Source organism: Paenibacillus sp. TC-CSREp1, assembly GCF_050171015.1.
In the GTDB taxonomy this organism is placed as follows: domain Bacteria; phylum Bacillota; class Bacilli; order Paenibacillales; family Paenibacillaceae; genus Paenibacillus; species Paenibacillus silvae.
In genome coordinates this window covers 77,205-97,184 of sequence record NZ_JBNOKM010000013.1, presented here as the reverse complement: position 1 = coordinate 97,184, position 19,980 = coordinate 77,205, and the positions used below count along the sequence as shown (strand labels likewise).

Sequence of the window (19,980 nt, the reverse complement as noted above, 5' to 3'; positions counted from 1 at the left end):
ATGCACTCCTTTATCGTGTTAAAGTCTGCAGATACCTATTTGTATAAATTGCATAAAAGTTTGTAGTTAAATATACAGGAAAGAAAATAAAAATACGAGATGAAAATCCATAAAATGTTTTTTATGAGCCAATTAAAATGTTCTATGGATCTGTCATAGTATGTAATGAATATCGTGAAATGATGGATAATAGTTCCAGGTTATAGAATAAAACGCCAAGTTAGCGGAATAGATTGGATTAATAATTTCATTTTGGTAAGATGGTAAGGAGGGCTCACAAGTGGGGCTCTTTTATTATAAGAAGGAGGACAACAGGATGATGAAAAGTTACAACAAGCGAATCAACGTGGAGAACAAGGCGTGCATAGGAGGTGAAATCTACTATGAACCGTAGAAATCCACTTGACAACCGCAGAGAAAAGCTGGTGAGTCAGCTGTTGACCCTGGGCGAAGAGAAAAGAACATTTCTTGACGCTTATTTTGACGTGCATAATCCTGAGCGTGTGCAGTTGGATAAGCAACTGATGGCATATACAGAGCGGGTGGAGCAGCTGCTTGCCGGGCCGGATGAACAACTGGGCTCCGTTGTGCTGATTGGCAGCAAAATTGAACTCGAGTATGTTGATTTTCATACATCGGATACGTTAACGATTGTGATGCCGGAGGAAGCAGACCCGGATGCGGGGCAGATTTCATTCCTTTCTCCTGTGGGACGTCAGCTGCTGCTGGGAGATAAGGGAGAAATGAGAGCCATCTCTACTCCTGCGGGTTCCATGAGGATACGTATAGCGGACATTCAATGGGCTTCCGAACAAAACTCGGAGCAGGTGCAGCATTCTGAGCAACTGGATGAACCGGGTTCGAACTCCATGCAAGGGTTATCCCGGGGAGGTGCAGACCATGCACTTTAAAGAAACGGATCTGCCAGGCATCGGACGCAAATACTGGCTGCATACCCGCAGCGGAGAGCATCTTGTCATTGTGGTGCATAACGATGAGCGTCGTGATCTGTTCCATATGGAGTCAGGCGAGCACGCGGAAGAACTCGGAGATATGGTATCTCTGGTAACCCTTGACGATGATGAAGCTAGAGCTGTAGCCGCTATTGTTGGCGGCATGACGTATAAACCACAGTTCCAGAACGAACGGGAAGTCATGCTGGAAGGCCTGCTCATCGAGTGGCTGCGCATCGAACCTCATGCTGCCTGTGTCGGGAAGACCATTGGAGAGCTGAACATTCGGCAGGTGACCGGTGTGGCGATTCTGGCGGCGGTTGACAAGGAGAAGGAAAAGCAATTTAATCCGGGGCCGGAGTACGTTTTTACCAGCGGAGCAACGATTGTTGTTGCAGGTGAACGTGACCAGCTCAAGCAGCTCAAACAATGGTTGACCGATGGGCGGATGTAGCGTATGGATATGCTCATATTCGAAGTGGGGGTTGCCGTTGCGCTGATTACACTTACGGGATTAATATCTGCACGACTACGATTTTCGGTTATTCCATTTTACATTCTGATCGGTATGGCCGTTGGACCGCATGCACCACAGTTTGGCATTGTGGATTTACGATTTATCGAAAGCTCGTCTTTTATTGAATTTATGGGCAGGCTGGGTATTTTATTTTTATTATTTTATCTGGGCTTGGAGTTCTCGGTCTCCCGGTTGTTAAAATCGGGTAAAGCAATTCTCACTGGCGGCATATTCTATGTCGGTCTTAATTTTGTCTCTGGTCTGCTGCTGGGCTGGTTCATGAATCTGCCCCTTCAGGAAACGATGGTTGTGTGCGGTATTATGACGAGTTCTTCAACCGCTATCGTTGCCAAGGTACTCGTGGATCTGAAACGGACAGCCAATCCGGAGACCGAAATTATTATGGGCATGATTATGTTTGATGATCTGTTCATCGCTATTCACATCTCTATTCTGACTGGACTTGTGCTTAGCGGGGCGACTTCACTGGGTAGTGTGCTGCTGGTATCGCTTTCTGCGTTGCTGTTTATTGTGCTGTTCCTGATTATCGGCAGGAAGAGTATTAAATATATAGATAAGGCGCTTAATATCAAGTCATCGGAGCTGTTTCTGCTGGCGATCATGACTTTGCTTTTCCTGGTGGCGGGTTTCTCGGAGACGCTGCATGTAGCCGAGGCTATTGGCGCGTTAATGATTGGACTTGTGCTTGGTGAATCAAGACATGTCAGCCGGATTGAGCAGCAGATTATGCCGTTCAAGGACTTTTTCGGTGCCATATTTTTCTTCAGCTTTGGCCTGACCATCGAACCCTCCACCCTCGGCGGGGCGGTAGGTATGACCCTGATTGCGGTTGTTCTGACAATTCTGAGTAACTTCGGTGCAGGCATGATTGCAGGGAAAATGGCTGGAGTCTCGACCAAGGCATCATTAAATGTCGGCTTCACCCTGGTATCCCGCGGCGAGTTCTCAATCATTATGGCCAACATCGGTAAAGCAGGAGGGCTTATGGCTTCCATTCAGTCCTTTGCCGTATTATATGTGCTCATTCTCGCTGTACTTGGGCCTATTCTGACCAAAGAGTCTCCCAAGCTTTACGCGCGTTACGAAAGGATCAGGAATCGGACCAAACAAAAGGAAGCAGGATAAGTAAGACGAACAGGACAAAGCAGTATACTAGGATAAATTAGGATAACAGGATAGCAGGACGAGTAGGATAAAGCAGGATAGCAGGCTCAGATGTTAATACAGAGCAGAGACAGGCGTCACACTTGACTGGAGAGTTAGGTATCTCCCGAGTGTGGCGCTTTTTTTTTGTTGTATTTGAAAGCAGGACTTTGGATGTGATTTTACAGAAAAGGATTTAAAAATTTTAAATTATATGTAAAATTATGTTATTGAATGTCACAGCGCCCATGAGAATTGACATAACTACATAAGCGGAACAATTCATTTACACCTTGACGGATAACAGCTGGTCTCCGGATTGTTCTGTCATCGTAGTGGGTTGCACGAAATCTTTATTCGAATTTCAAAATCATAAGGAGGAATAATCATGAACAAGAAGAGTGGATTCCAGCGTCTCAGAAGGTCCGCCACTGGTTTGTTGCTTGGCCTGGTTTTGTTTGCCCTGCCAGCATCTGCAGCCTGGAACGATACATATCAGGGATATGCTACGTACACAGGCTCCGGGTATTCAGGTGGTGCTGTGCTGCTTGATCCGATTCCGGCGGATATGAAGATTACCGCACTCAACCCATATCAGCTCAATTATAATGGAGTCAAAGCTGCTTTAGCTGGAGCTTATCTTGAGGTACAGGGTCCCAAAGGAAAGACCGTAGTCTACGTTACGGATTTGTACCCGGAAGGAGCCAGCGGGGCATTGGACCTCTCGCCTAACGCATTCAGCCAGATCGGTGATCTTCAGGCGGGGAAGATTGATATCAGCTGGAAAGTTGTCAAAGCTCCGATTGAAGGAAACGTTTCCTATCGGATCAAGGAAGGCAGCAGTCAGTGGTGGGCGGCCATTCAGGTTCGCCATCATAAGTATCCGGTGTTGAAGTTTGAAGTGAAACAGAAGGATGGCTCCTGGCTTAATCTCGAAAAACAGGATTATAATCATTTTCTGGGTACCGGGCTTGGTAAAGAAAAACTGAGCATTCGGATCACGGATATCCGGGGGCAAGTTCTGTATGATACGATTCCGGCACTGCCGAACGACGGATCAGGCGGTGCATACATCGTTCCGGGTAATGTGCAGTTCCCGGATTAGAGGATATATGATATAAACATAAGTATCAGTATTAGCATAGAGGATTCCAAAGTCGTACATCGTACGGCTTTTTTTATATCCCAAAAGGAGTTACATATGAGAACAAGTTTGCCTTCTTATCAGACAACACATTTGTATTGGAAACTGTATCAGCATTTTTTTCCTGAGGAGGTGAGACTGGGGGAGGATAACTGTCCAGAGGAAGAATGGTGGGAAGTGAACGGAGTTCATCTTCATATGGATCGATTAGCTGTGCCCGCGTCTCCAGTCAAAATTCTGTTCATTCATGGCGCCGGGGGGAATGGCAGATTGCTTGCTCCCTACGCACGAATGCTGCAGCTGCATGGTTACGAGGTCATATCTCCCGATCTGCCACCGTATGGACTAAGCTACGCATTACATAACACACGTATAAACTATGATCTGTGGATTACACTGTTGGACGCCCTTATAGAACGGGAGTATAAGAGAGATGGCAAACCGTTCGTTGTGTTGGGAAGCAGCATAGGAGGCATGCTTGCCTATCATGTCAGCGTGCGAAACAAACATGTCAAGGGATTGATTGCAACGACATTTGTAGACACGAGTGATCCCGAGATGCGAGATCAGATTGCACCGAACCGATGGGTCAGTCGTGCAGGCAAGCGTATGATGGATTTTATGCCTGGTGTGCTTGATGCTGTACGAATTTCAGTCAAACGGGTCTCCCGGATGGATCTGATTACGAACAATAAGGACCTGACCCGTCTCATTATGAATGATCCACAGGCTGCTGCTGCGTCTGTACCTCTGGAGCTATTAAGAACCTTTTTGAATAAAACACCGGAGGTGAGTCCAGAACAATTCAGTCGATGTCCGGTGCTGCTGGTTCATCCTGAGATGGACCCGATGACGCCGTTAGCGTTCAGTCAAGCTTTCTATGATCGATTGACCGTGGATAAGGAGCTTGTCATTTTAGAGGGAGCAGGCCACTTTCCAATAGAACAACCAGGCTTGAGGCAATTGCAGGAAGCTGTTCTGCGATTTTTGCAAAACGTTCAATAGTGTCATCAGCATGTCTTGCTTATGGAATGAACATTCAGTGACATCAGGTCAAGTAAACCGACGTATGGGGTAATCATAAATAGAGAAGAGTATGAGAATAACCTATCACATGTCACATCATTCCATTTTCAAGAAAGGCAGGGATCAGCATGAAAGCTATTGTGATTGATGCATTTGGCGGGCCCGAACAATTAAAGGAAAAAGAGGTGCAGAAGCCGGCGTGTGGTGTGAATCAGGTATTGATCCGCACACATGCGACTTCTGTAAATCCAGTGGACTTTAAAATAAGACAAGGCCACTTGAAAGAAGCAGCAGACCAATTGCCAATGATTCTGGGCGGAGATGTAGCAGGAACTGTGGCAGAGGCCGGTTCAAACGTTACCCGTTTCAGAGAAGGGGATCGCGTATTCGCTCGGCCCCGGCAATTCGGAACCTATGCAGAATATGTTGCTGTTGATGCCGATATCGTTGCACGTATACCTGAGCAGCTCAGCTTCGAGGAAGCCGCAGCGATTCCACTCGCTGCAATGACAGCCTGGCAAGCGCTGGTGGATCATGGTCGATTAGGCAAGGGACAGAAGGTGCTTATCCATGCGGGTGCAGGAGGCGTAGGCACATATGCGATTCAGATCGCCAAGTCTTTGGGAGCCGAGGTGGCTTCCACCGCAAGTGCGGCGAATGAAGAACTGCTTCGCTCGTTGGGTGTGGACCATTTTATTAACTATAAGGAACAGGATTTCTCGCAAGTTCTCTCAGGTTATGATGTCGTTCTGGATACGATGGGCGGCAACATCCAGCGGGATAGCTTCAAGGTGTTGAAATCCGGAGGGCGTCTCGTCTCACTGGTGGAGAAGCCGGATGAGCAGCTGGCGAAGGAAGCTGGTGTGAAGGGCAGTGTATTTATGATGGAGCCTAAGGGAGATCAGCTTGAACAGCTGGCCGAGCTTGCGGCTGCAGGGAAGCTGAGATCTATTATTGATGAGACATATCCGTTAACAGAACAAGGCTTGCGTGATGCCCACCAAAAAAGTGAATCCCATCATACGCGGGGCAAGCTGGTGATTACAGCAGATTAAGCGGGTATTGATAGCTCGTAATCGTAACCGGCAAGTCAAAGCTGTTGCTTACACGCTCAAATTATGGTTACAAGTTAAACGAACGATGACCGTCAACCTGAAGATCAAGGCCGTTCTCCACACAGGAGAGCGGCTTTTTTATATTTAACAATTGCATATTCACCATTGCATAACATTGAGATATAATAGGAGAAATTTATTCCATTTTGCATAAGAGGTGAGACGTATGACCAACGAAATTATACAAGCCATTCAAGTGTTAAAAGGGAAGAAATGGGTTGATCTTACGCATACCTTCGGCCCTGCATCTCCGCATTTCTCTGCTTTTGATGCTGCGCAGTTTGATACGCTGTTTAACCATGATCAAGGTTTCTTTGCCCAGAGCTTCAAGTTCCCTGGACAATATGGCACGCATCTGGATGCACCGATTCACTTTGTGCGCGATACACGTTATCTCGATGAATTGGGACTCAAAGAGCTGGTGCTGCCGCTCGTTGTGATTGACCAATCTGCTGCTGTGGAGAGCAATCCCGATTTCACCCTGAACGTAGAGCATATCCTTGAATTTGAGCAAGAGCATGGCAGGATTGAAGAAGGCAGCTTCGTGGCCCTGCGGACCGACTGGAGCAAGCGCTGGCCAAGCCATGAGGACTTTGACAACAAGGATGCTGAAGGTAATAGTCATGCACCGGGATGGTCTGTTGCTGCGTTGACCTTCCTGTTTGAAGAACGCCATATCAAAGCCATCGGGCATGAAACGTTTGATACAGATGCTGCGGTAGATTATCAAAAAAATGGGGCTCTGCTGGCCGAATATTACGTACTGGCTCAGGATACATATCAGGTAGAATTGTTAACCAATCTGGATCAGGTTCCCGCCAAAGGAGCCGTAATTTTCAACATTGTTCCGAAAGCGGAAAAAGCATCCGGATTTCCCGTTCGGTCGTTTGCAATTTTGCCTTAATCATGGAAAACGCCACACGCCACAAGTTATTCTAAAACTATGTAATGAATCCAGGGAGGCTTATCGGGCCTCCTTATATCATGTTCAACTCTGTTTACTTATGGTTAGAAGAGGAGTCCGAGCTAAATCGTTCAGAGATGCTCTTCTTGATCTTGCGCCGCCGCAACCAGCGTTTAACTACACCTTCCTCTTTGCGTTCCTGCAATGTTTCCTTCATGCCCTGAATCATAAACTCGGATCGGCGCCTGTCGTCACGGCTAATTCTACGCAATTCTTTAATAAATTTGTCATCCATCATATTATGCCTCGCTCATTCAGTGTATATCGCTATTATACCGAACATACGTTCCTTTATCAAGTTTTTCCATATAAATAAGTCATATGACCTTATTAGTGAAAAGAAGCACAGGGTTTTATTTTCAGTTATGAGAAAATGGGATTGAAATTGAATAAAAGAGGGGGCACTTCATGATGACAACACATCGTTCGGAAAAATCATACGTGCTTGCAATAATGCATGGCTTGCTGGGGACTGGAGCTGTCGCTGGCGGACTAATGCTGGTGATTGAACCATCCGGAAAATGGTTGAATATGCCTGATTCTCTACTGAAGAATGCACCCTTTCCTGATTTTTTGATTCCGGGAATGATCCTGCTGCTGCTGCTTGGTGTGCTCCCTATTTATATTTGTATTTCTCTCTTGTACAGGTGCAAGTGGGTGTTAGGTGAGAAGTTGAACCTGTACCCTGAACGTTACTGGGCCTGGAGTTTTTCTTTGTATACGGGGCATGTTTTGCTTATCTGGATCGTTCTGCAAATGTTCTGGATTCAGAATGTTTCGCTCATTCATTTGTTCTATTTTGCCTGGGGACTCGGTATTCAGACGGTAACTTTGCTGCCAGACATCCAACGGAAATATACCATAAGGTGAGGGTTCGCAGCATGTTCTCAACATGGCTGGCGTTTTTTCTATATTGACAAGGATATATGATGCCTGCATACTTAAGATATAAACTTTATAAAGTATATTTATTAATGTCGCTAAAGTGCTGCATCAAGAAAGGAGATATCCTGTTGGCAACCTGGTTTTTATTGATCATCTATCTGGCGTTTATCAGTCTGGGTCTCCCGGATTCTCTGTTAGGCTCAGCTTGGCCCGTCATATGGCCCGAGATTGGATCATCTGTCGGAGCAGCAGGTCTTATATCCATGATTGTTGCTGCTGGAACGATTATTTCCAGTCTCGCAAGCGGTCGTATGATCCGCCTGTTGGGCACAGGTAAAATCACATTTCTCAGCTGCTTGCTTACAGCGGTGTGCCTTTCGGTATTCTCCCTCGCTCCCTCTCTGGCCTGGTTTATCATACTGGCGATTCCCCTCGGGTTAGGTGCGGGTGCAGTGGATGCAGCGCTGAACCATTATGTAGCAGAACATTATGAGGCACACCACATGAACTGGCTGCATTGCTTCTGGGGTGTAGGTGCTACTATGGGGCCTTTCATCATGGCGGCTTCTATCGCAGGCCAGCACTCCTGGCGAGGCGGTTACGCAGCTGTTGCAGGAATTCAATTTAGTCTCGTTGTGGTACTCCTGCTTACACTGCCGTTGTGGAAACGTGTGGCAGCCACCCGTTCAACTCCCGACTCGTTAAACAATAACCCAATCGATAGGTCTGGCGAGGTCTTGGCGATAAAGCTTTTGCGTCTAAAAGGGGTTAAACCTACACTTATCGCTTTTCTTTTCTATTGTGGTGTGGAGATGACGGTTGGACTTTGGGGAGCCAGCTATCTTGTCGGTACAAGAAAAGTTTCGGCAGAAGTGGCCGCTGGCTGGGTTTCACTCTACTATGCGGGGATTACATTCGGCAGGTTGATTACAGGGTTTATTACCTTAAAGGTTTCTAATCTGCTGCTCATCCGTTATGGTCAAATCGTTACCATTATCGGCGGAATCGTGCTGCTGCTGCCTTTGCCCTCAGGATTTGCTGCTGGCGGCCTGGTGTTTATTGGCCTGGGTCTGGCTCCAATCTATCCTGGACTTTTGCATGAAACGCCCTCCCGCTTCGGTAAAGGAAATGCAGCAAGACTCATGGGGTATCAAATGGCTGTTGCCTATACAGGAACTACATTCCTTCCGCCGCTTTTTGGATTGCTCGCAGCGAAAACAGGGATGTCCTCTTTTCCCGGCGTAGTGCTGGTGCTGCTTGTACTTATGTTGATCTGTGCAGAAACGGTCAATCGCTCACTAATGAAACCATATAGGAGGTGAGAGGCATGGCATACGTCATTATGGCTCTGATCATCTGGGCGGGTGTTTATGCTAATATGACTCTGTGCAAACAGCCAATGGATGTTCAACCTGTAAAATCTATAGACGATCTGTTTGAATGAACATCATGCGTTGAAGCAATGTATTATGTTATGATTGGAGCACGATAACATGAATATGATTGCTTTGGTTACTGAACCGGGGTAGAAACGAGAGGCTTATGAAAAAAGCGAACGCTACAATGATGAAACACATTAACATGAATATTGTGCGTGAAGTCATGCAGCAGATTGAAACGGCAACGAAACCGCAGCTTGCTTCCCTGACGAATCTTAGCGTAGTGACCATTAATGCGCTCATTCAGGAGCTGTGTGAGGAGGGTGAGTTGCTTCAGGATAAAATCGTTCCATCGAATGGAGGGCGCCCTGCCCAGGCTTATCGGTATAATTATAACTATAAGCTTGCTTTGGTTCTGTCCTTGAAAGAGATGAAAGGTCAGGAGCTGATCTCGGCAGTGGTAATCAATCTGGAGAATGAAGTTCTGTTGAAAGAAGAGAGTCTTCTGAGCGTTTTAAATAAACAGCATGTGCTTGAGTTGATTGAGCGTTGTATTGCGGCGTATCCTTCCATTCATATGATCGGAATCGGTATCCCCGGACAGGTCGTTGATGGGGACATTACCGTAAGCAGCCATGACGAACTTATCCACTCTCGTTTGATTCAGGAGATCGAAAGCAAGTCTGGATTGCAAATTATTGTGGAGAACGATGTGAATTCGGCGATTAGCGGATATTGTAGCTTACATGAGGATACGAAGGAGAAGAGTGTGGCAGGCATTTATTTTCCCAATCGTTATCCGCCTGGGATGGGCATGATGCTGAACGGACACATTATACGTGGTAAAAACGGGATGTTTGGTGAGATCAAGTATCTTCCTGGTTCTCCTGATTGGAAAGGGGATATCAGTAACTCGGATTTCACAGAGCAGGTGTGCCGGATTTTGCACACGGTCAATGCTGTTGCTGCCCCGCACGAGATTGTGATCTATCAGGAGAAGGTTCACAGAGAAGAGCTGCATTCGGCATGGGAACAATATATACAGCAGCACCCTATGCCTGCTCTGCCTGAGATCGTACATCAGAACTCATTTCAGCATGATTTTGATGCAGGGTTAAGAGGCAAGGTACTTGAAGCATTGAAGGTTTCCATTTTATCTGAAGTTATATAATCCGCAGAACAGGTTCTGTGGATTTTTACTTTTAAGGGAGCAGAATACCTGATCGAAACTTTGTATTGACATGAAACCAGTTACACGAAGTACGATCATGTGGAGGACAGGATGACTTACAGATACTTCATAAATATTATTAATAAAGATTATTTAGTAAGTTATATCCAGCATAAGTGATCCATCGTCCTTTGATTTTCCTAAATAAATTCCTAATGGAGGCACTCAGCATGATTAAACTTGTTGTAACCGATCTGGATGGAACGTTTCTGAACAGTCAAGGATCATTTGATATGCCATTGTTTAAAGAAGTTCATGAAGAGATGAAACATAAAGGTGTTACTTTTGTAGCGTGTACCGGAAAGCAGTGCGAACGTGTGGAGAAATTATTTGGCGAACATGGAGAAGGTGTATGGATTCTTGGGGACAGTGCAGCCAGAATCAAGAAGGACGGGCAGGTGGTTCGGGAGTTTAGCATGGAGCGCACATTGGCGTTGCAGGCCATCGAGAAGATTCGGTCGTTTGATCCTCAGATGACGATTATCGTGTGTGCAAGCGATGCCGCTTATGTGCATTCTTCCATTTCGGATGAGATGTATGACGTTGTGAAAAGCTCGTATGAACAGGTCATCAAAACGGACTCTTTTGCAGGCATCAGCACTTCCTTTATAAAAATTACCGTATTCGATCCACAAGGACGCTGTACAGCACTGCGTAAACATGTGGAACAGACCATGGAAGGGCAAATCTATATTGTTGATTCTGAACCCAGATGGCTGGATATTACAGCGCTGCATACCCATAAAGGAGAAACGGTCAAAACATTGCAGGAGATGCTGGGAGTAACTCCCCACGAAACGATGTCTTTTGGTGATGGAGAAAATGATGTTGAGCTGATGGGGATTGCCAGATACAGCTTTGCGATGAGCAATGCCTGTGAGAATACAAAACGCGCAGCTCAGTTTATGACCAAATCCAATGACGAAAATGGTGTGCTGGTCACGATTCAGGCCATGATGGATTTACAGGAATAGTGTATAGATGAGGGGGAGTCGGGATGCGTGAAGAAGAAAGAATCCTGAGAGGTACGCTGTTTAATCCGGGTGATCCGGAACTGAAGGAAATCAAGAGGAAAGCTCATCATCTCAGTCAGCGTTATAGCCAATCCTTTGAAGAACAGACGGAGGAAAGAGAGCTGATATTACAACAGTTACTGGGTGAGTTGGGGGAAGGCGGATTTATGCAGGGTCCCATTTTCTTTCACTATGGTGTGCATACCCGGATCGGTCACCACTTTTTTGCGAATTATAACCTGACCATACAGGATGATGCACAAGTGACGATTGGAGACTATACCAGCTTTGGCCCGAATGTCACCATTGTAACTCCCGTTCATCCCTTGATTGCAAGTGAACGGAGACAGATGGTGAATCAGCATGGTGAATTGAAGTCGCTATGTTATGCCAAACCGGTTACGATCGGCAATGATGTATGGCTATCCGCCAATGTTACAGTGTGTGGTGGAGTTACAATCGGGGACGGATGTGTCATTGGAGCAGGAAGTGTCGTTACACGTGATATCCCTCCGAATTCGCTCGCAGCCGGCGTGCCATGCAGAGTGATCCGCAGCATTACAGAGGCGGATAGCATGAGGCACTATCCAGACATTTTGGCAGATTGCCAAGTGCCAGAATGAAATAACAGGAAAAGGCTGTCACCGATGGATCTGCATGATCCTGGTGACAGCCTTTTCGTTCAGAGGTTTATTTTGACGCGTTGTACTTGCTCAGGAATTCTTTCACTTTGGCTGGATCAGCCTTGAGTTCATTTCCGGTTGGCACAAGCGGGCTTACGGTAGAGTAAGCTTTGATTTTGTTGTTTTTGTAAAATTGCAGAATCTCATCCTGATTAATGGAGTACAGCACTGCTTTTCTCAGATCACTGCTCTTGGCCACTTCACGATTGGCTGTGTTGAACAGCAGATACGATACGGCATTACTTGGAATGCTTTGCAGCTGCAATTTGCTGTCATTCTGGATAATGTCATATTTCGTCTCAGGCACCCCGTAATACAGGTGGATTTCACTGCTGCGAAGTGCAGACAGAGCACTGTCGGCATCCGCGATGAAGCGTACGTTTACCTGATCAATCTTCGGCGCGAAGTCAGAACCTTTGCGGTATCCCGGATTTTTCAGGAAGACACCCTCGTAGTCATTTTTATAAGAAAGAATGTAAGGGCCACTGGTATACAGCGTGTTGTTGTAGCTTGCACCCTCGGTTACGGTGTTTTGATCCCCATAAGGGATATCCTTGTTCACATCGAAGGATGCGACATCATACGTATTGATGCTTTCCACTTGTTTCTTGGATACGATACCCGCCGATTGGTGCGCCAAATAATTCAGCACTTGCGGGAACGGTTCAGTGGTGGTTACCTTAACGACCTGGTATTTGCCTGCACCGTTATCAGCCTGATTTTTATCACTCACAAGCTCTTTGATATCACTGTCCAGTCCTTGATTCAGCGCTTCAAGTACGGTTCCGCTGCCCCCGGATTGTTTCACGGCCTCCAGTGAGCTCAAGTCTGTGACCAGTTCTGCCTGCTTGATATGCTCATGCAGACTGTACGTGCGGTGATCCGGAACGGAGTCTTTGTTTTTGGCACGGTCGAGGGAGAAGATAACATCATCTGCACCTACACGCTCTCCGGTATCTACAGCCTTTTTGTTCTCGATTTTGGCAAAATTGATGTCGTCACGAAGTACAAAATAATACTCGGAATTGCCATCTGCAATCGTAAAGTTACGGGATAGTGAACCATCCGCTGTCAGCTGATCGTCATCCGTCAGGTTGACGAGACGTACATACATGTTCGTATTGATCTGGTTGATTGAACCGTCGTTTCCTTTGATCGGGTCAAGGGAAGTCAGAACAGACATAGCTTGTGTCAAAATCAACGGATCTTTACTGTTCTTGGAGCTGTCCTTGAACTCAATCGGCTCCCACGCCAGCGCACGGGATTTGGACAGGCGAACGGTATCGACATTCAGAATTTCCTTGTTTACAGCCTGGCTTTTCAGAGAGATATAGAGTGGAGCGATATACGCTTGGTCCGTAACCAGACGGTCCTCCAGCTGTTTGTACGTTGCTTTGTATTCGTCTGGTGTCTGTGTTGCCGCCTGATCAATCAGCTTGTCAATCTCTTGGTCCGCGAGAATGCTGTAATCCCCGCCTGTTTTGAAAAGAGAGCGAACCGCATAATCCGGGTTGCCCGTTACCGTTGTCCAGCTGGACACGGCGATATCATAATTCCCTGCGTCCTGCTGGGATTTAAAGCTGCCGTAATCCGGCTGCAGATTCAGCTTTACATTGAAGCCGTTTTTGGTCAGCTGATCGCGGATAATGTTGACATCATTCTCGGAAGAGCTCATGGCGAGCAGCTCGATATCGACTGCTTTGGTTGCCGTTTCCGAAGTGTCGGAAGGTTTGTTCTCTTCCTGGGATTCGGTTTTTGTTTTCACATTGCAGCCAGAGATCACAAGCACGAGAATGAGCAGCAAGGCGAAAAGTGTACGTTTTTTCATGATAATACCCTCCATTATGTTAATAGATGTGATGTATGATTTTTTTTGAACTATTTCATTTACACAAAAAACGGAGAGGACAGAAAAAACCTGGAAAAGCGGAGCTAAAAGCTTTCTGAAAGAAAGCTGCATCGGAAGCATAAACTCCGCCTTTATCACCGGATTTTCCCCTTTAGAAAGAGGAATCAAAAAAATCTGGGGATAACAGCGATTGGAAGGTTATTCTGTCATCGGAGTGTCCCGTGTAAATTACTTTTTTAGTTCAACTGAATAAATTTATCGTCACGCCTTCTCCAGCTTGGGATCAAGTGCATCCCGCAATCCGTCACCGAGAAAGTTAAACGAAAGCACAAGCAGAATGATCGCCAGTCCGGGATAGATCGCCAGATACGAATGAGTTTCCAGATAGGTGCTGCCCAGCTTCAGAATGTTGCCCCATTCCGGAATGTGTGGTTCTACACCAAGTCCAAGATAACTCAAGCTGCTGGTTGCAATGACGGCCCCGCCGATCGTGAGTGTGGATTTGATAATCATCGGTGCCAGTGCATTGGGAATGATGTGTTTGAAAATAATCGTACGATTGTTGTACCCTAGGGCACGCGCCGCCTCGACAAACTCAAACGTGGATACATAAAGCACGCTGGCCCGCATCGTTCTTGCATACGTTGGAATAGAGCCCAGACTCAGCGCTATAATCAGATTCACCGTGTTTGCACCGAAAGCGGCAATGATTGCGATAGCGAGCAGAATGCCCGGAATAGCATACAGAATATCCAGCAGACGCATGATGATGTTATCCGTGTGTCTTCCATAGAAACCTGAGAAGGCCCCCAGTGCACCGCCAATCACGACCGGAATCAGTGTTGACATAAAACCGACAATCAGGGAAATCCGGGCCCCGAAGACGATTCTTGAAAACAAACATCGGCCGAAATCATCCGTTCCCAGAGGATAAGCCAGAGAAGGCGGCTGAAGCAGAGCTCCATAGTTGTTTTCCACAGCCATGCTGTAGTCGAACGTAAAGAAACTGCAGATCGAGATGGAAAACAGGAAGATGATGAAGAAAAGTCCGGACATCGCTGTCATATTTGGAGCAAGCCGCTCCCACAGATCATTCCAGAAATTTGTTCCCTGCTGTCCCTGTCTGCGCAACCGACGAAGGATAGATATGCCAAGCAGCAGAGCGAACAGATTGCCTGTAACCACGCTAATGATCATTACCAAACCTATAACCGTCATCCAGCGAGGGAGAGGTGAGTCCGCATCATACCGGGATATAATCACCAATACAATCAGATCAATCACCAGTATACACAGAAGCAGCGCCATGGATGGCAGAAAGGTATCGGCAACATAAGGCTTGAACACGTTGAGCGCCGATACACCGATCACAAACAGCTGGGTTAACAAGGTGTATACAGCAAATGTGTATTCAATGCTCGTTCGCTTCCGAATCAAATGCAGGGCGGCTGTGGCGATAAAAATGTTGCCTGTAAAAGCAGCCAGCGTTTGCACCCAGGCCAGTCTGCGTGTCAAAGCTGTTATCGCGCCATGCTGTATCAGGTTACGTCTGATTAGAATGACGAGCAGACTCTGCATCAACGTGAAGAAAAGATATACACCAGCCATGCCGGCTACTAAAGGCTGGATGGCCTGCTCGCTCCAGTCATAACTGTTGATCAGCAGTAGCAGAGTCAGCAGCACCGAAGTAATGCATGCAAAGCTGGCTTGACTGTATTGTTGTGAGGACTTGAGTCTGAAACGTGTTTCCTGTGTGAAGGAGCCTGATTTTGTCATAATACACCTGCTTTAATATTGTTTCATTTTGGAGCGGACCCTTGGATCAATAAACGCGTAAAACAGGTCAACTACAACGTTCACAATAGAGATCGTGATTGCTGTGTAGATAACTCCGCCCATAATACTCGGAATATCAGGAATGAATTGTTTATCTACAATGTAGCTGCCGAGTCCGCTAATATTGAATACCTTTTCTGTTACCGCGGCCCCGCCCAGCATAGCTCCGAATTGAAGCCCCACGACCGTAATAATCGGAATCAGTGCGTTGCGTACCGCATGTTTCAGCATGACTTGACGTTCACTTAACCCTTTGGCCCGAGCAGTCATGACATAATCCTCATGAATGACCTCCAGCGTGGAGGAGCGGGTCATTCGGGCCACCGCAGCCGTGAGTCCTGTACCAAGCACGATGACCGGCATAATCATGGACAGCCAGTTCTGCGGATTAAAGGTGGCGGGTAGCCATTGCATTTTAATTGAGAAATTCAGTATGAAGATAAGTCCCTGCCAGAAGTTCGGAATCGACAAACCAATCAGGGCGATGAACATAAACGTGTAGTCAAACCAGGAATTAGGCCTGATCGCCGATATAATTCCGATAGGTAAAGCAATAACCAGTGCCAGCAGCAGCGAGATCACGGCAAGAGTCAGTGTGATGGGAAACTTCCGGGCAATCGTGGCTGTTACATTTTCATTTCCCGCAAAAGATTTGCCGAGATCAAACGTGGCGACACCTTTGATGTTGTTCCACAGCTGTGTCAGATAAGGCTGATCGAGACCATATACATGATTAAAGGCTGCAATCTGCTCCTGAGTCGCCGTCACGCCAAGAATGTTGGCTGCCGGATTAAACGGAGACAGGTACAAAATCGTAAATACAAGTGTGGCTACACCCAGAATGACAAAGATTGTCATGAGCACTCTTTCAAATATGTACTTGAGATACGCATTACCGTACAGAAACAGGATGAGATACATGAGACAGCCTGGCAGGATAGACAAAGTAAGAAACCATGGCTTGGCAATCCACTGACCAAATGTATCATGCATTTCCAGGCGGTATCGCCCCTGCTTCTCCAGTTCGCGCGCCGTTCGTTCCTGCAGTTCCTTCTGAAGTGTTTCCTCAAGCCAGCCGTGAAGCTGCTGATTGAACGCTGCCTCACTGACCTCCTGTTTGAAGAACCGATGCTTTCGTCTTAATTGCTCTTCAAGCTCCAACCGCTTGACCTCAAGGTAGGAAGTGCTTCGCAGTTCCTGTTCCATCTGCTGTCTGACAGCGTCCCATTGATCCTGCTTTCGATCAGAGCGCCAAAGCAGATAAATGATCAGGTTTATCGGTAAACCTAAAATCAGCAGTACATATCGGTAAACGGGATGAAGCAGCATTTTGCCATAAATGAAGCTCAGATGTGCTGCCAAACGTGAGGTGCTTTGGCTTTGTACTCCATCAGTCAAACGATAATACCTCCTTTCACCGAAGGTTAATTGCATTATTCCGATCAATATAGTATATATTAGGTAGGGTATGTTTAAATGTCAAGGTATGGAATTGTATACATATAAACTGATCGAGTGGGCAAGAAAGGAAGGGTGTACACGTGGAGACTTTACTTCGAGTGAATGATTTGTCGGTCTCTTTTTACACAGGAGAGAGTGAATTTCAAGCGGTCAAGCAGGTAAGCTTTGAACTTCGGAAAGGGGAAACGTTAGGCATTGTCGGGGAATCGGGCAGCGGTAAAAGTGTAACCGCACGTTCCATTATGCGACTGCTTGCCTCGCCTCCTTCACAGATGAAGTCGGGTGAAATTTGGTTTAAAGGTGTTGACCTTGCCGGGAAATCACAAAAGGAAATGGAACACATTCGCGGCCGCGACATCGGCATGATCTTCCAGGACCCGATGAGCTCGCTTAATCCGACTATCAAGGTGGGTCAACAGATCTCGGAGAGCCTGATCAAACATCAAAAGCTAACCAAAAGGGAAGCCAAAAAGCAGGCCATTGCCATGATGGAACGGGTTGGCATCAAACAAAGCGCTATACGCTACAACCAATACCCACATGAATTTTCCGGGGGCATGCGTCAGCGGGTAATGATTGGTATTGCTCTTGCATGTCGCCCTGAATTACTGATTGCGGATGAACCGACAACGGCTCTGGATGTGACCATTCAGGCACAAATCCTGAATCTGATGAAGGATATGCAGGATCAGCTTGGCACATCCATTATTCTCATTACACATGATCTGGGTGTCGTTGCGGGCATGTGTGACCGGGTTGTCGTTATGAAAGAAGGAGAGATTGTCGAGACGGGAACTACGGAGCAGATATTTGCTAATCCGAAGCATCCGTATACGATCCGTTTGCTGAACGCGCTGCCGCGTCTGGACGAGAAGAAAAAGCCGAAACCGGCTTCTCTGGTTCAACAAGAAGTACATGACGCCCTGCCCTTATTGGAAGTCAAATCCCTTAAACAATATTTCAATCTCGGCAAAGGCAATACATTAAAAGCCGTGAATGATATCAGCTTTCATATCCGACAAGGGGAGACACTTGGTGTTGTAGGTGAATCAGGCAGTGGGAAATCAACCACGGGGCGAGCGATTTTGCGTTTGCATGAGCCAACAGGAGGAGATGTGCTCTTTAAAGGCATTCCGCTGCAGCGCCTCACACCTGCCGAGATGAAAACGATGCGAAGACACATGCAGATTATTTTCCAGGACCCGTATGCTTCCCTTAATCCTAAAATTAGAATTATGGATATCATCGGCGAGGCTCTGGATATTCATCAGCTTGCGGGCACTGCCCAGCAACGGCAAAAACGGGTGGAGGAGCTGCTGGACATGGTGGGTCTTGATCCATCCCATGCACAGCGATACCCGCATGAGTTCTCGGGGGGACAGCGCCAGCGAATCGGTATTGCGAGAGCTCTGGCCGTGGAGCCTGAGTTTATTGTCTGCGACGAGCCGTTGTCGGCACTGGACGTCTCCATTCAGGCGCAAATCGTGCAGTTGCTCGAAGAGCTGCAGCAGCGTCTGGGACTGACGTACCTGTTTATCGCACATGATCTGTCGATGGTGAAACATATCAGTGATCGTGTTGCGGTGATGTATAACGGCAAAATTGTAGAGCTGGCCGAGAGTGAAGAGCTTTACACCAATCCGCAGCACCCATATACCAAAGCATTGCTGTCAGCTATTCCGGTTCCTGATCCGGCCGTGGAGAAAAATAAACCACGTGTCGCTGCAGGGGAGCAAGACAAGGCAGGTTTGGACACAGGAGACCGATATCATCTGGAGCATTCCCGATGGGTTGAGGTGAAAGAAGGACATTGGGTAGCCTTATCTAGTTAAGTGATTGGTTGTTGTACAAAAAAACAAGGAGCCCCGGCGTGATCGGTTTGCATCATTCGCCGGGGCTTGTTTTTATTTGAATTGAACAGACTTTTTAATGTTGTCGATCTCGGATTTGGTTTGTTCATCCATGTAAGTGAAAATAAAGTTAAACGCATATCCCTCAATGATGGTGCTGTAGTAATCCTGGGTAATCGTTGTTCCGTCGCCTGCATCCATCGTAATCTGCATCAGATCCATCTCTTTACCGCCGATGGTTTCCGTTGTGAATTCTTTGTATTCATAAGGAAAGTTGCTGTCTTCCATAAACTTCTTGGTGGCTTTCAGGTAGTCCTTCCCTGTAAGAATGCCTTGCAGCAAGCTGACTTTCTCGGCAATAGCCATCGCGGAAGGGCCAACCTTGCTCCCATCCAGCGGGTATTGAGATGCCATAAGCAGATTCAGCGTTTTGGCTTGAGACAGCTCGATCTGTTTTTTCTTTGTTGCATCATCACCAGCAATCACTTCGGAAGTAGCGTTGGTCAGTTCATTCATGCCCTCCGCATCCTGGAATTCCCAAGCTTCAGGGAATTTCAATGATACGCCGAAATAATCATTGGTGTAAGAACCTTTCTGAGTTGTGCCCAGCTCTACTTTTGATGTATCGTCGGATGCATTGTTCTCTTCGCTGGAAGTGTCGGTACTGTCTGTACCAGTTTCGCTGGTTTTGTCCGTATCATCGGTTTTGGATGCAGCGTCATCGGTGCCTGTAGTCGTCGATTCTGCTGCAGTGGAATCGTTGGATTTTGCATTGTTATCTGCCTTGTTTCCGCAAGCAGCAGCCACAAGCATTACCATAATGAGCATAGCGAATAAAGATGTTTTTTTCATAATAGACATAAAAGCCCTCCTGAAAAGATGTGTGTGATTTTCTCTTTGTATCGTGCGG

The 19,980-nt window shown here is 46.7% G+C and carries 18 protein-coding genes; 13 read left to right on the top strand and 5 right to left on the bottom strand.

The window, feature by feature from the left end; all coding sequences use genetic code 11:
- Positions 1–383 precede the first annotated feature (383 nt).
- The 7 genes from ACQSGY_RS20305 (at position 384) to ACQSGY_RS20275 (ending at position 6,823) form a co-directional block, all read left to right on the top strand.
- The gene (locus ACQSGY_RS20305; protein WP_427180259.1) at positions 384–911 is read left to right on the top strand and encodes a GreA/GreB family elongation factor; all 528 of its coding nucleotides are present in this window, start codon (positions 384–386) and stop codon (positions 909–911) included.
- A complete protein-coding gene (locus ACQSGY_RS20300; protein ID WP_111270703.1) occupies positions 901–1,407 on the top strand; it encodes a cation:proton antiporter regulatory subunit in 507 nt (168 codons plus the stop codon). The genes ACQSGY_RS20305 and ACQSGY_RS20300 overlap by 11 nt, the downstream gene beginning before the upstream one ends.
- A gap of 3 nt (positions 1,408–1,410) precedes the next feature.
- Positions 1,411–2,616: a cation:proton antiporter gene (locus ACQSGY_RS20295; protein WP_216516853.1), complete on the top strand. Its 1,206-nt coding sequence runs from the start codon at positions 1,411–1,413 to the stop codon at positions 2,614–2,616.
- Positions 2,617–3,022: 406 nt separating this feature from the next.
- Positions 3,023–3,739, top strand: coding sequence for an expansin EXLX1 family cellulose-binding protein (locus ACQSGY_RS20290; protein ID WP_427180258.1), 717 nt, complete (start codon positions 3,023–3,025; stop codon positions 3,737–3,739).
- A gap of 96 nt (positions 3,740–3,835) precedes the next feature.
- The gene (locus tag ACQSGY_RS20285; RefSeq protein ID WP_427180257.1) at positions 3,836–4,783 is read left to right on the top strand and encodes an alpha/beta hydrolase; all 948 of its coding nucleotides are present in this window, start codon (positions 3,836–3,838) and stop codon (positions 4,781–4,783) included.
- A gap of 149 nt (positions 4,784–4,932) precedes the next feature.
- Positions 4,933–5,859: an NADP-dependent oxidoreductase gene (locus ACQSGY_RS20280; RefSeq protein ID WP_427180255.1), complete on the top strand. Its 927-nt coding sequence runs from the start codon at positions 4,933–4,935 to the stop codon at positions 5,857–5,859.
- Positions 5,860–6,085: 226 nt separating this feature from the next.
- Positions 6,086–6,823, top strand: a complete 738-nt coding sequence (locus tag ACQSGY_RS20275; RefSeq protein ID WP_216516861.1) for a cyclase family protein — start codon at positions 6,086–6,088, stop codon at positions 6,821–6,823.
- A gap of 94 nt (positions 6,824–6,917) precedes the next feature.
- Here ACQSGY_RS20275 and ACQSGY_RS20270 read toward each other — a convergent pair whose 3' ends face one another.
- The gene (locus ACQSGY_RS20270; RefSeq protein ID WP_229729657.1) at positions 6,918–7,121 is read right to left on the bottom strand and encodes a hypothetical protein; all 204 of its coding nucleotides are present in this window, start codon (positions 7,119–7,121) and stop codon (positions 6,918–6,920) included.
- A 170-nt stretch (positions 7,122–7,291) separates the two neighbouring features.
- Between ACQSGY_RS20270 and ACQSGY_RS20265 the strand changes: the two genes are divergently transcribed.
- From ACQSGY_RS20265 to ACQSGY_RS20245, 5 genes are all read left to right on the top strand, one after another.
- On the top strand, positions 7,292–7,753 hold the full coding sequence (locus ACQSGY_RS20265) for a hypothetical protein (RefSeq protein WP_427180252.1): 462 nt from the start codon (positions 7,292–7,294) through the stop codon (positions 7,751–7,753).
- A 143-nt stretch (positions 7,754–7,896) separates the two neighbouring features.
- Positions 7,897–9,090 (top strand): MFS transporter, encoded by a 1,194-nt coding sequence (locus ACQSGY_RS20260; protein WP_427180250.1) that lies wholly within the window; start codon positions 7,897–7,899, stop codon positions 9,088–9,090.
- Between the two features lie 220 nt (positions 9,091–9,310).
- Positions 9,311–10,318: an ROK family protein gene (locus ACQSGY_RS20255; protein ID WP_427180249.1), complete on the top strand. Its 1,008-nt coding sequence runs from the start codon at positions 9,311–9,313 to the stop codon at positions 10,316–10,318.
- 230 nt (positions 10,319–10,548) lie between these two features.
- The gene (locus ACQSGY_RS20250; RefSeq protein ID WP_427180247.1) at positions 10,549–11,352 is read left to right on the top strand and encodes a Cof-type HAD-IIB family hydrolase; all 804 of its coding nucleotides are present in this window, start codon (positions 10,549–10,551) and stop codon (positions 11,350–11,352) included.
- A gap of 23 nt (positions 11,353–11,375) precedes the next feature.
- The gene (locus ACQSGY_RS20245; protein ID WP_427180245.1) at positions 11,376–12,014 is read left to right on the top strand and encodes a sugar O-acetyltransferase; all 639 of its coding nucleotides are present in this window, start codon (positions 11,376–11,378) and stop codon (positions 12,012–12,014) included.
- Between the two features lie 67 nt (positions 12,015–12,081).
- Here ACQSGY_RS20245 and ACQSGY_RS20240 read toward each other — a convergent pair whose 3' ends face one another.
- The 3 genes from ACQSGY_RS20240 to ACQSGY_RS20230 all read right to left on the bottom strand — a co-directional run bounded on the left by ACQSGY_RS20240 (position 12,082) and on the right by ACQSGY_RS20230 (position 17,088).
- Positions 12,082–13,902 carry an ABC transporter substrate-binding protein gene (locus ACQSGY_RS20240; protein ID WP_427180243.1) on the bottom strand — a complete coding sequence of 607 codons (1,821 nt, stop codon included), beginning with the start codon at positions 13,900–13,902 and terminating at the stop codon, positions 12,082–12,084.
- Positions 13,903–14,184: 282 nt separating this feature from the next.
- The gene (locus tag ACQSGY_RS20235) at positions 14,185–15,699 is read right to left on the bottom strand and encodes an ABC transporter permease (RefSeq protein WP_427180241.1); all 1,515 of its coding nucleotides are present in this window, start codon (positions 15,697–15,699) and stop codon (positions 14,185–14,187) included.
- A gap of 12 nt (positions 15,700–15,711) precedes the next feature.
- Positions 15,712–17,088, bottom strand: a complete 1,377-nt coding sequence (locus ACQSGY_RS20230) for an ABC transporter permease subunit (protein WP_427180451.1) — start codon at positions 17,086–17,088, stop codon at positions 15,712–15,714.
- 212 nt (positions 17,089–17,300) lie between these two features.
- Between ACQSGY_RS20230 and ACQSGY_RS20225 the strand changes: the two genes are divergently transcribed.
- Positions 17,301–19,052 (top strand): dipeptide ABC transporter ATP-binding protein, encoded by a 1,752-nt coding sequence (locus ACQSGY_RS20225; protein ID WP_427180239.1) that lies wholly within the window; start codon positions 17,301–17,303, stop codon positions 19,050–19,052.
- Between the two features lie 72 nt (positions 19,053–19,124).
- Here ACQSGY_RS20225 and ACQSGY_RS20220 read toward each other — a convergent pair whose 3' ends face one another.
- The gene (locus ACQSGY_RS20220; protein ID WP_427180238.1) at positions 19,125–19,931 is read right to left on the bottom strand and encodes a hypothetical protein; all 807 of its coding nucleotides are present in this window, start codon (positions 19,929–19,931) and stop codon (positions 19,125–19,127) included.
- Between the last annotated feature and the right edge of the window lie 49 nt (positions 19,932–19,980).

Excerpts from the sequence above, each read along its gene's own strand:
- ACQSGY_RS20290 (WP_427180258.1), top strand. The coding sequence starts at position 3,023 with ATGAACAAGAAGAGTGGATTCCAGCGTCTCAGAAGGTCCGCCACTGGT.
- ACQSGY_RS20270 (WP_229729657.1), bottom strand. The coding sequence starts at position 7,121 with ATGATGGATGACAAATTTATTAAAGAATTGCGTAGAATTAGCCGTGAC.
- ACQSGY_RS20230 (WP_427180451.1), bottom strand. The coding sequence starts at position 17,088 with ATGCTGCTTCATCCCGTTTACCGATATGTACTGCTGATTTTAGGTTTA.
- ACQSGY_RS20220 (WP_427180238.1), bottom strand. The coding sequence starts at position 19,931 with ATGTCTATTATGAAAAAAACATCTTTATTCGCTATGCTCATTATGGTA.
- ACQSGY_RS20285 (WP_427180257.1), top strand. The coding sequence starts at position 3,836 with ATGAGAACAAGTTTGCCTTCTTATCAGACAACACATTTGTATTGGAAA.
- ACQSGY_RS20245 (WP_427180245.1), top strand. The coding sequence starts at position 11,376 with ATGCGTGAAGAAGAAAGAATCCTGAGAGGTACGCTGTTTAATCCGGGT.
- ACQSGY_RS20235 (WP_427180241.1), bottom strand. The coding sequence starts at position 15,699 with ATGACAAAATCAGGCTCCTTCACACAGGAAACACGTTTCAGACTCAAG.
- ACQSGY_RS20240 (WP_427180243.1), bottom strand. The coding sequence starts at position 13,902 with ATGAAAAAACGTACACTTTTCGCCTTGCTGCTCATTCTCGTGCTTGTG.
- ACQSGY_RS20295 (WP_216516853.1), top strand. The coding sequence starts at position 1,411 with ATGGATATGCTCATATTCGAAGTGGGGGTTGCCGTTGCGCTGATTACA.
- ACQSGY_RS20300 (WP_111270703.1), top strand. The coding sequence starts at position 901 with ATGCACTTTAAAGAAACGGATCTGCCAGGCATCGGACGCAAATACTGG.
- ACQSGY_RS20275 (WP_216516861.1), top strand. The coding sequence starts at position 6,086 with ATGACCAACGAAATTATACAAGCCATTCAAGTGTTAAAAGGGAAGAAA.
- ACQSGY_RS20250 (WP_427180247.1), top strand. The coding sequence starts at position 10,549 with ATGATTAAACTTGTTGTAACCGATCTGGATGGAACGTTTCTGAACAGT.
- ACQSGY_RS20280 (WP_427180255.1), top strand. The coding sequence starts at position 4,933 with ATGAAAGCTATTGTGATTGATGCATTTGGCGGGCCCGAACAATTAAAG.
- ACQSGY_RS20265 (WP_427180252.1), top strand. The coding sequence starts at position 7,292 with ATGATGACAACACATCGTTCGGAAAAATCATACGTGCTTGCAATAATG.
- ACQSGY_RS20255 (WP_427180249.1), top strand. The coding sequence starts at position 9,311 with ATGAAAAAAGCGAACGCTACAATGATGAAACACATTAACATGAATATT.
- ACQSGY_RS20305 (WP_427180259.1), top strand. The coding sequence starts at position 384 with ATGAACCGTAGAAATCCACTTGACAACCGCAGAGAAAAGCTGGTGAGT.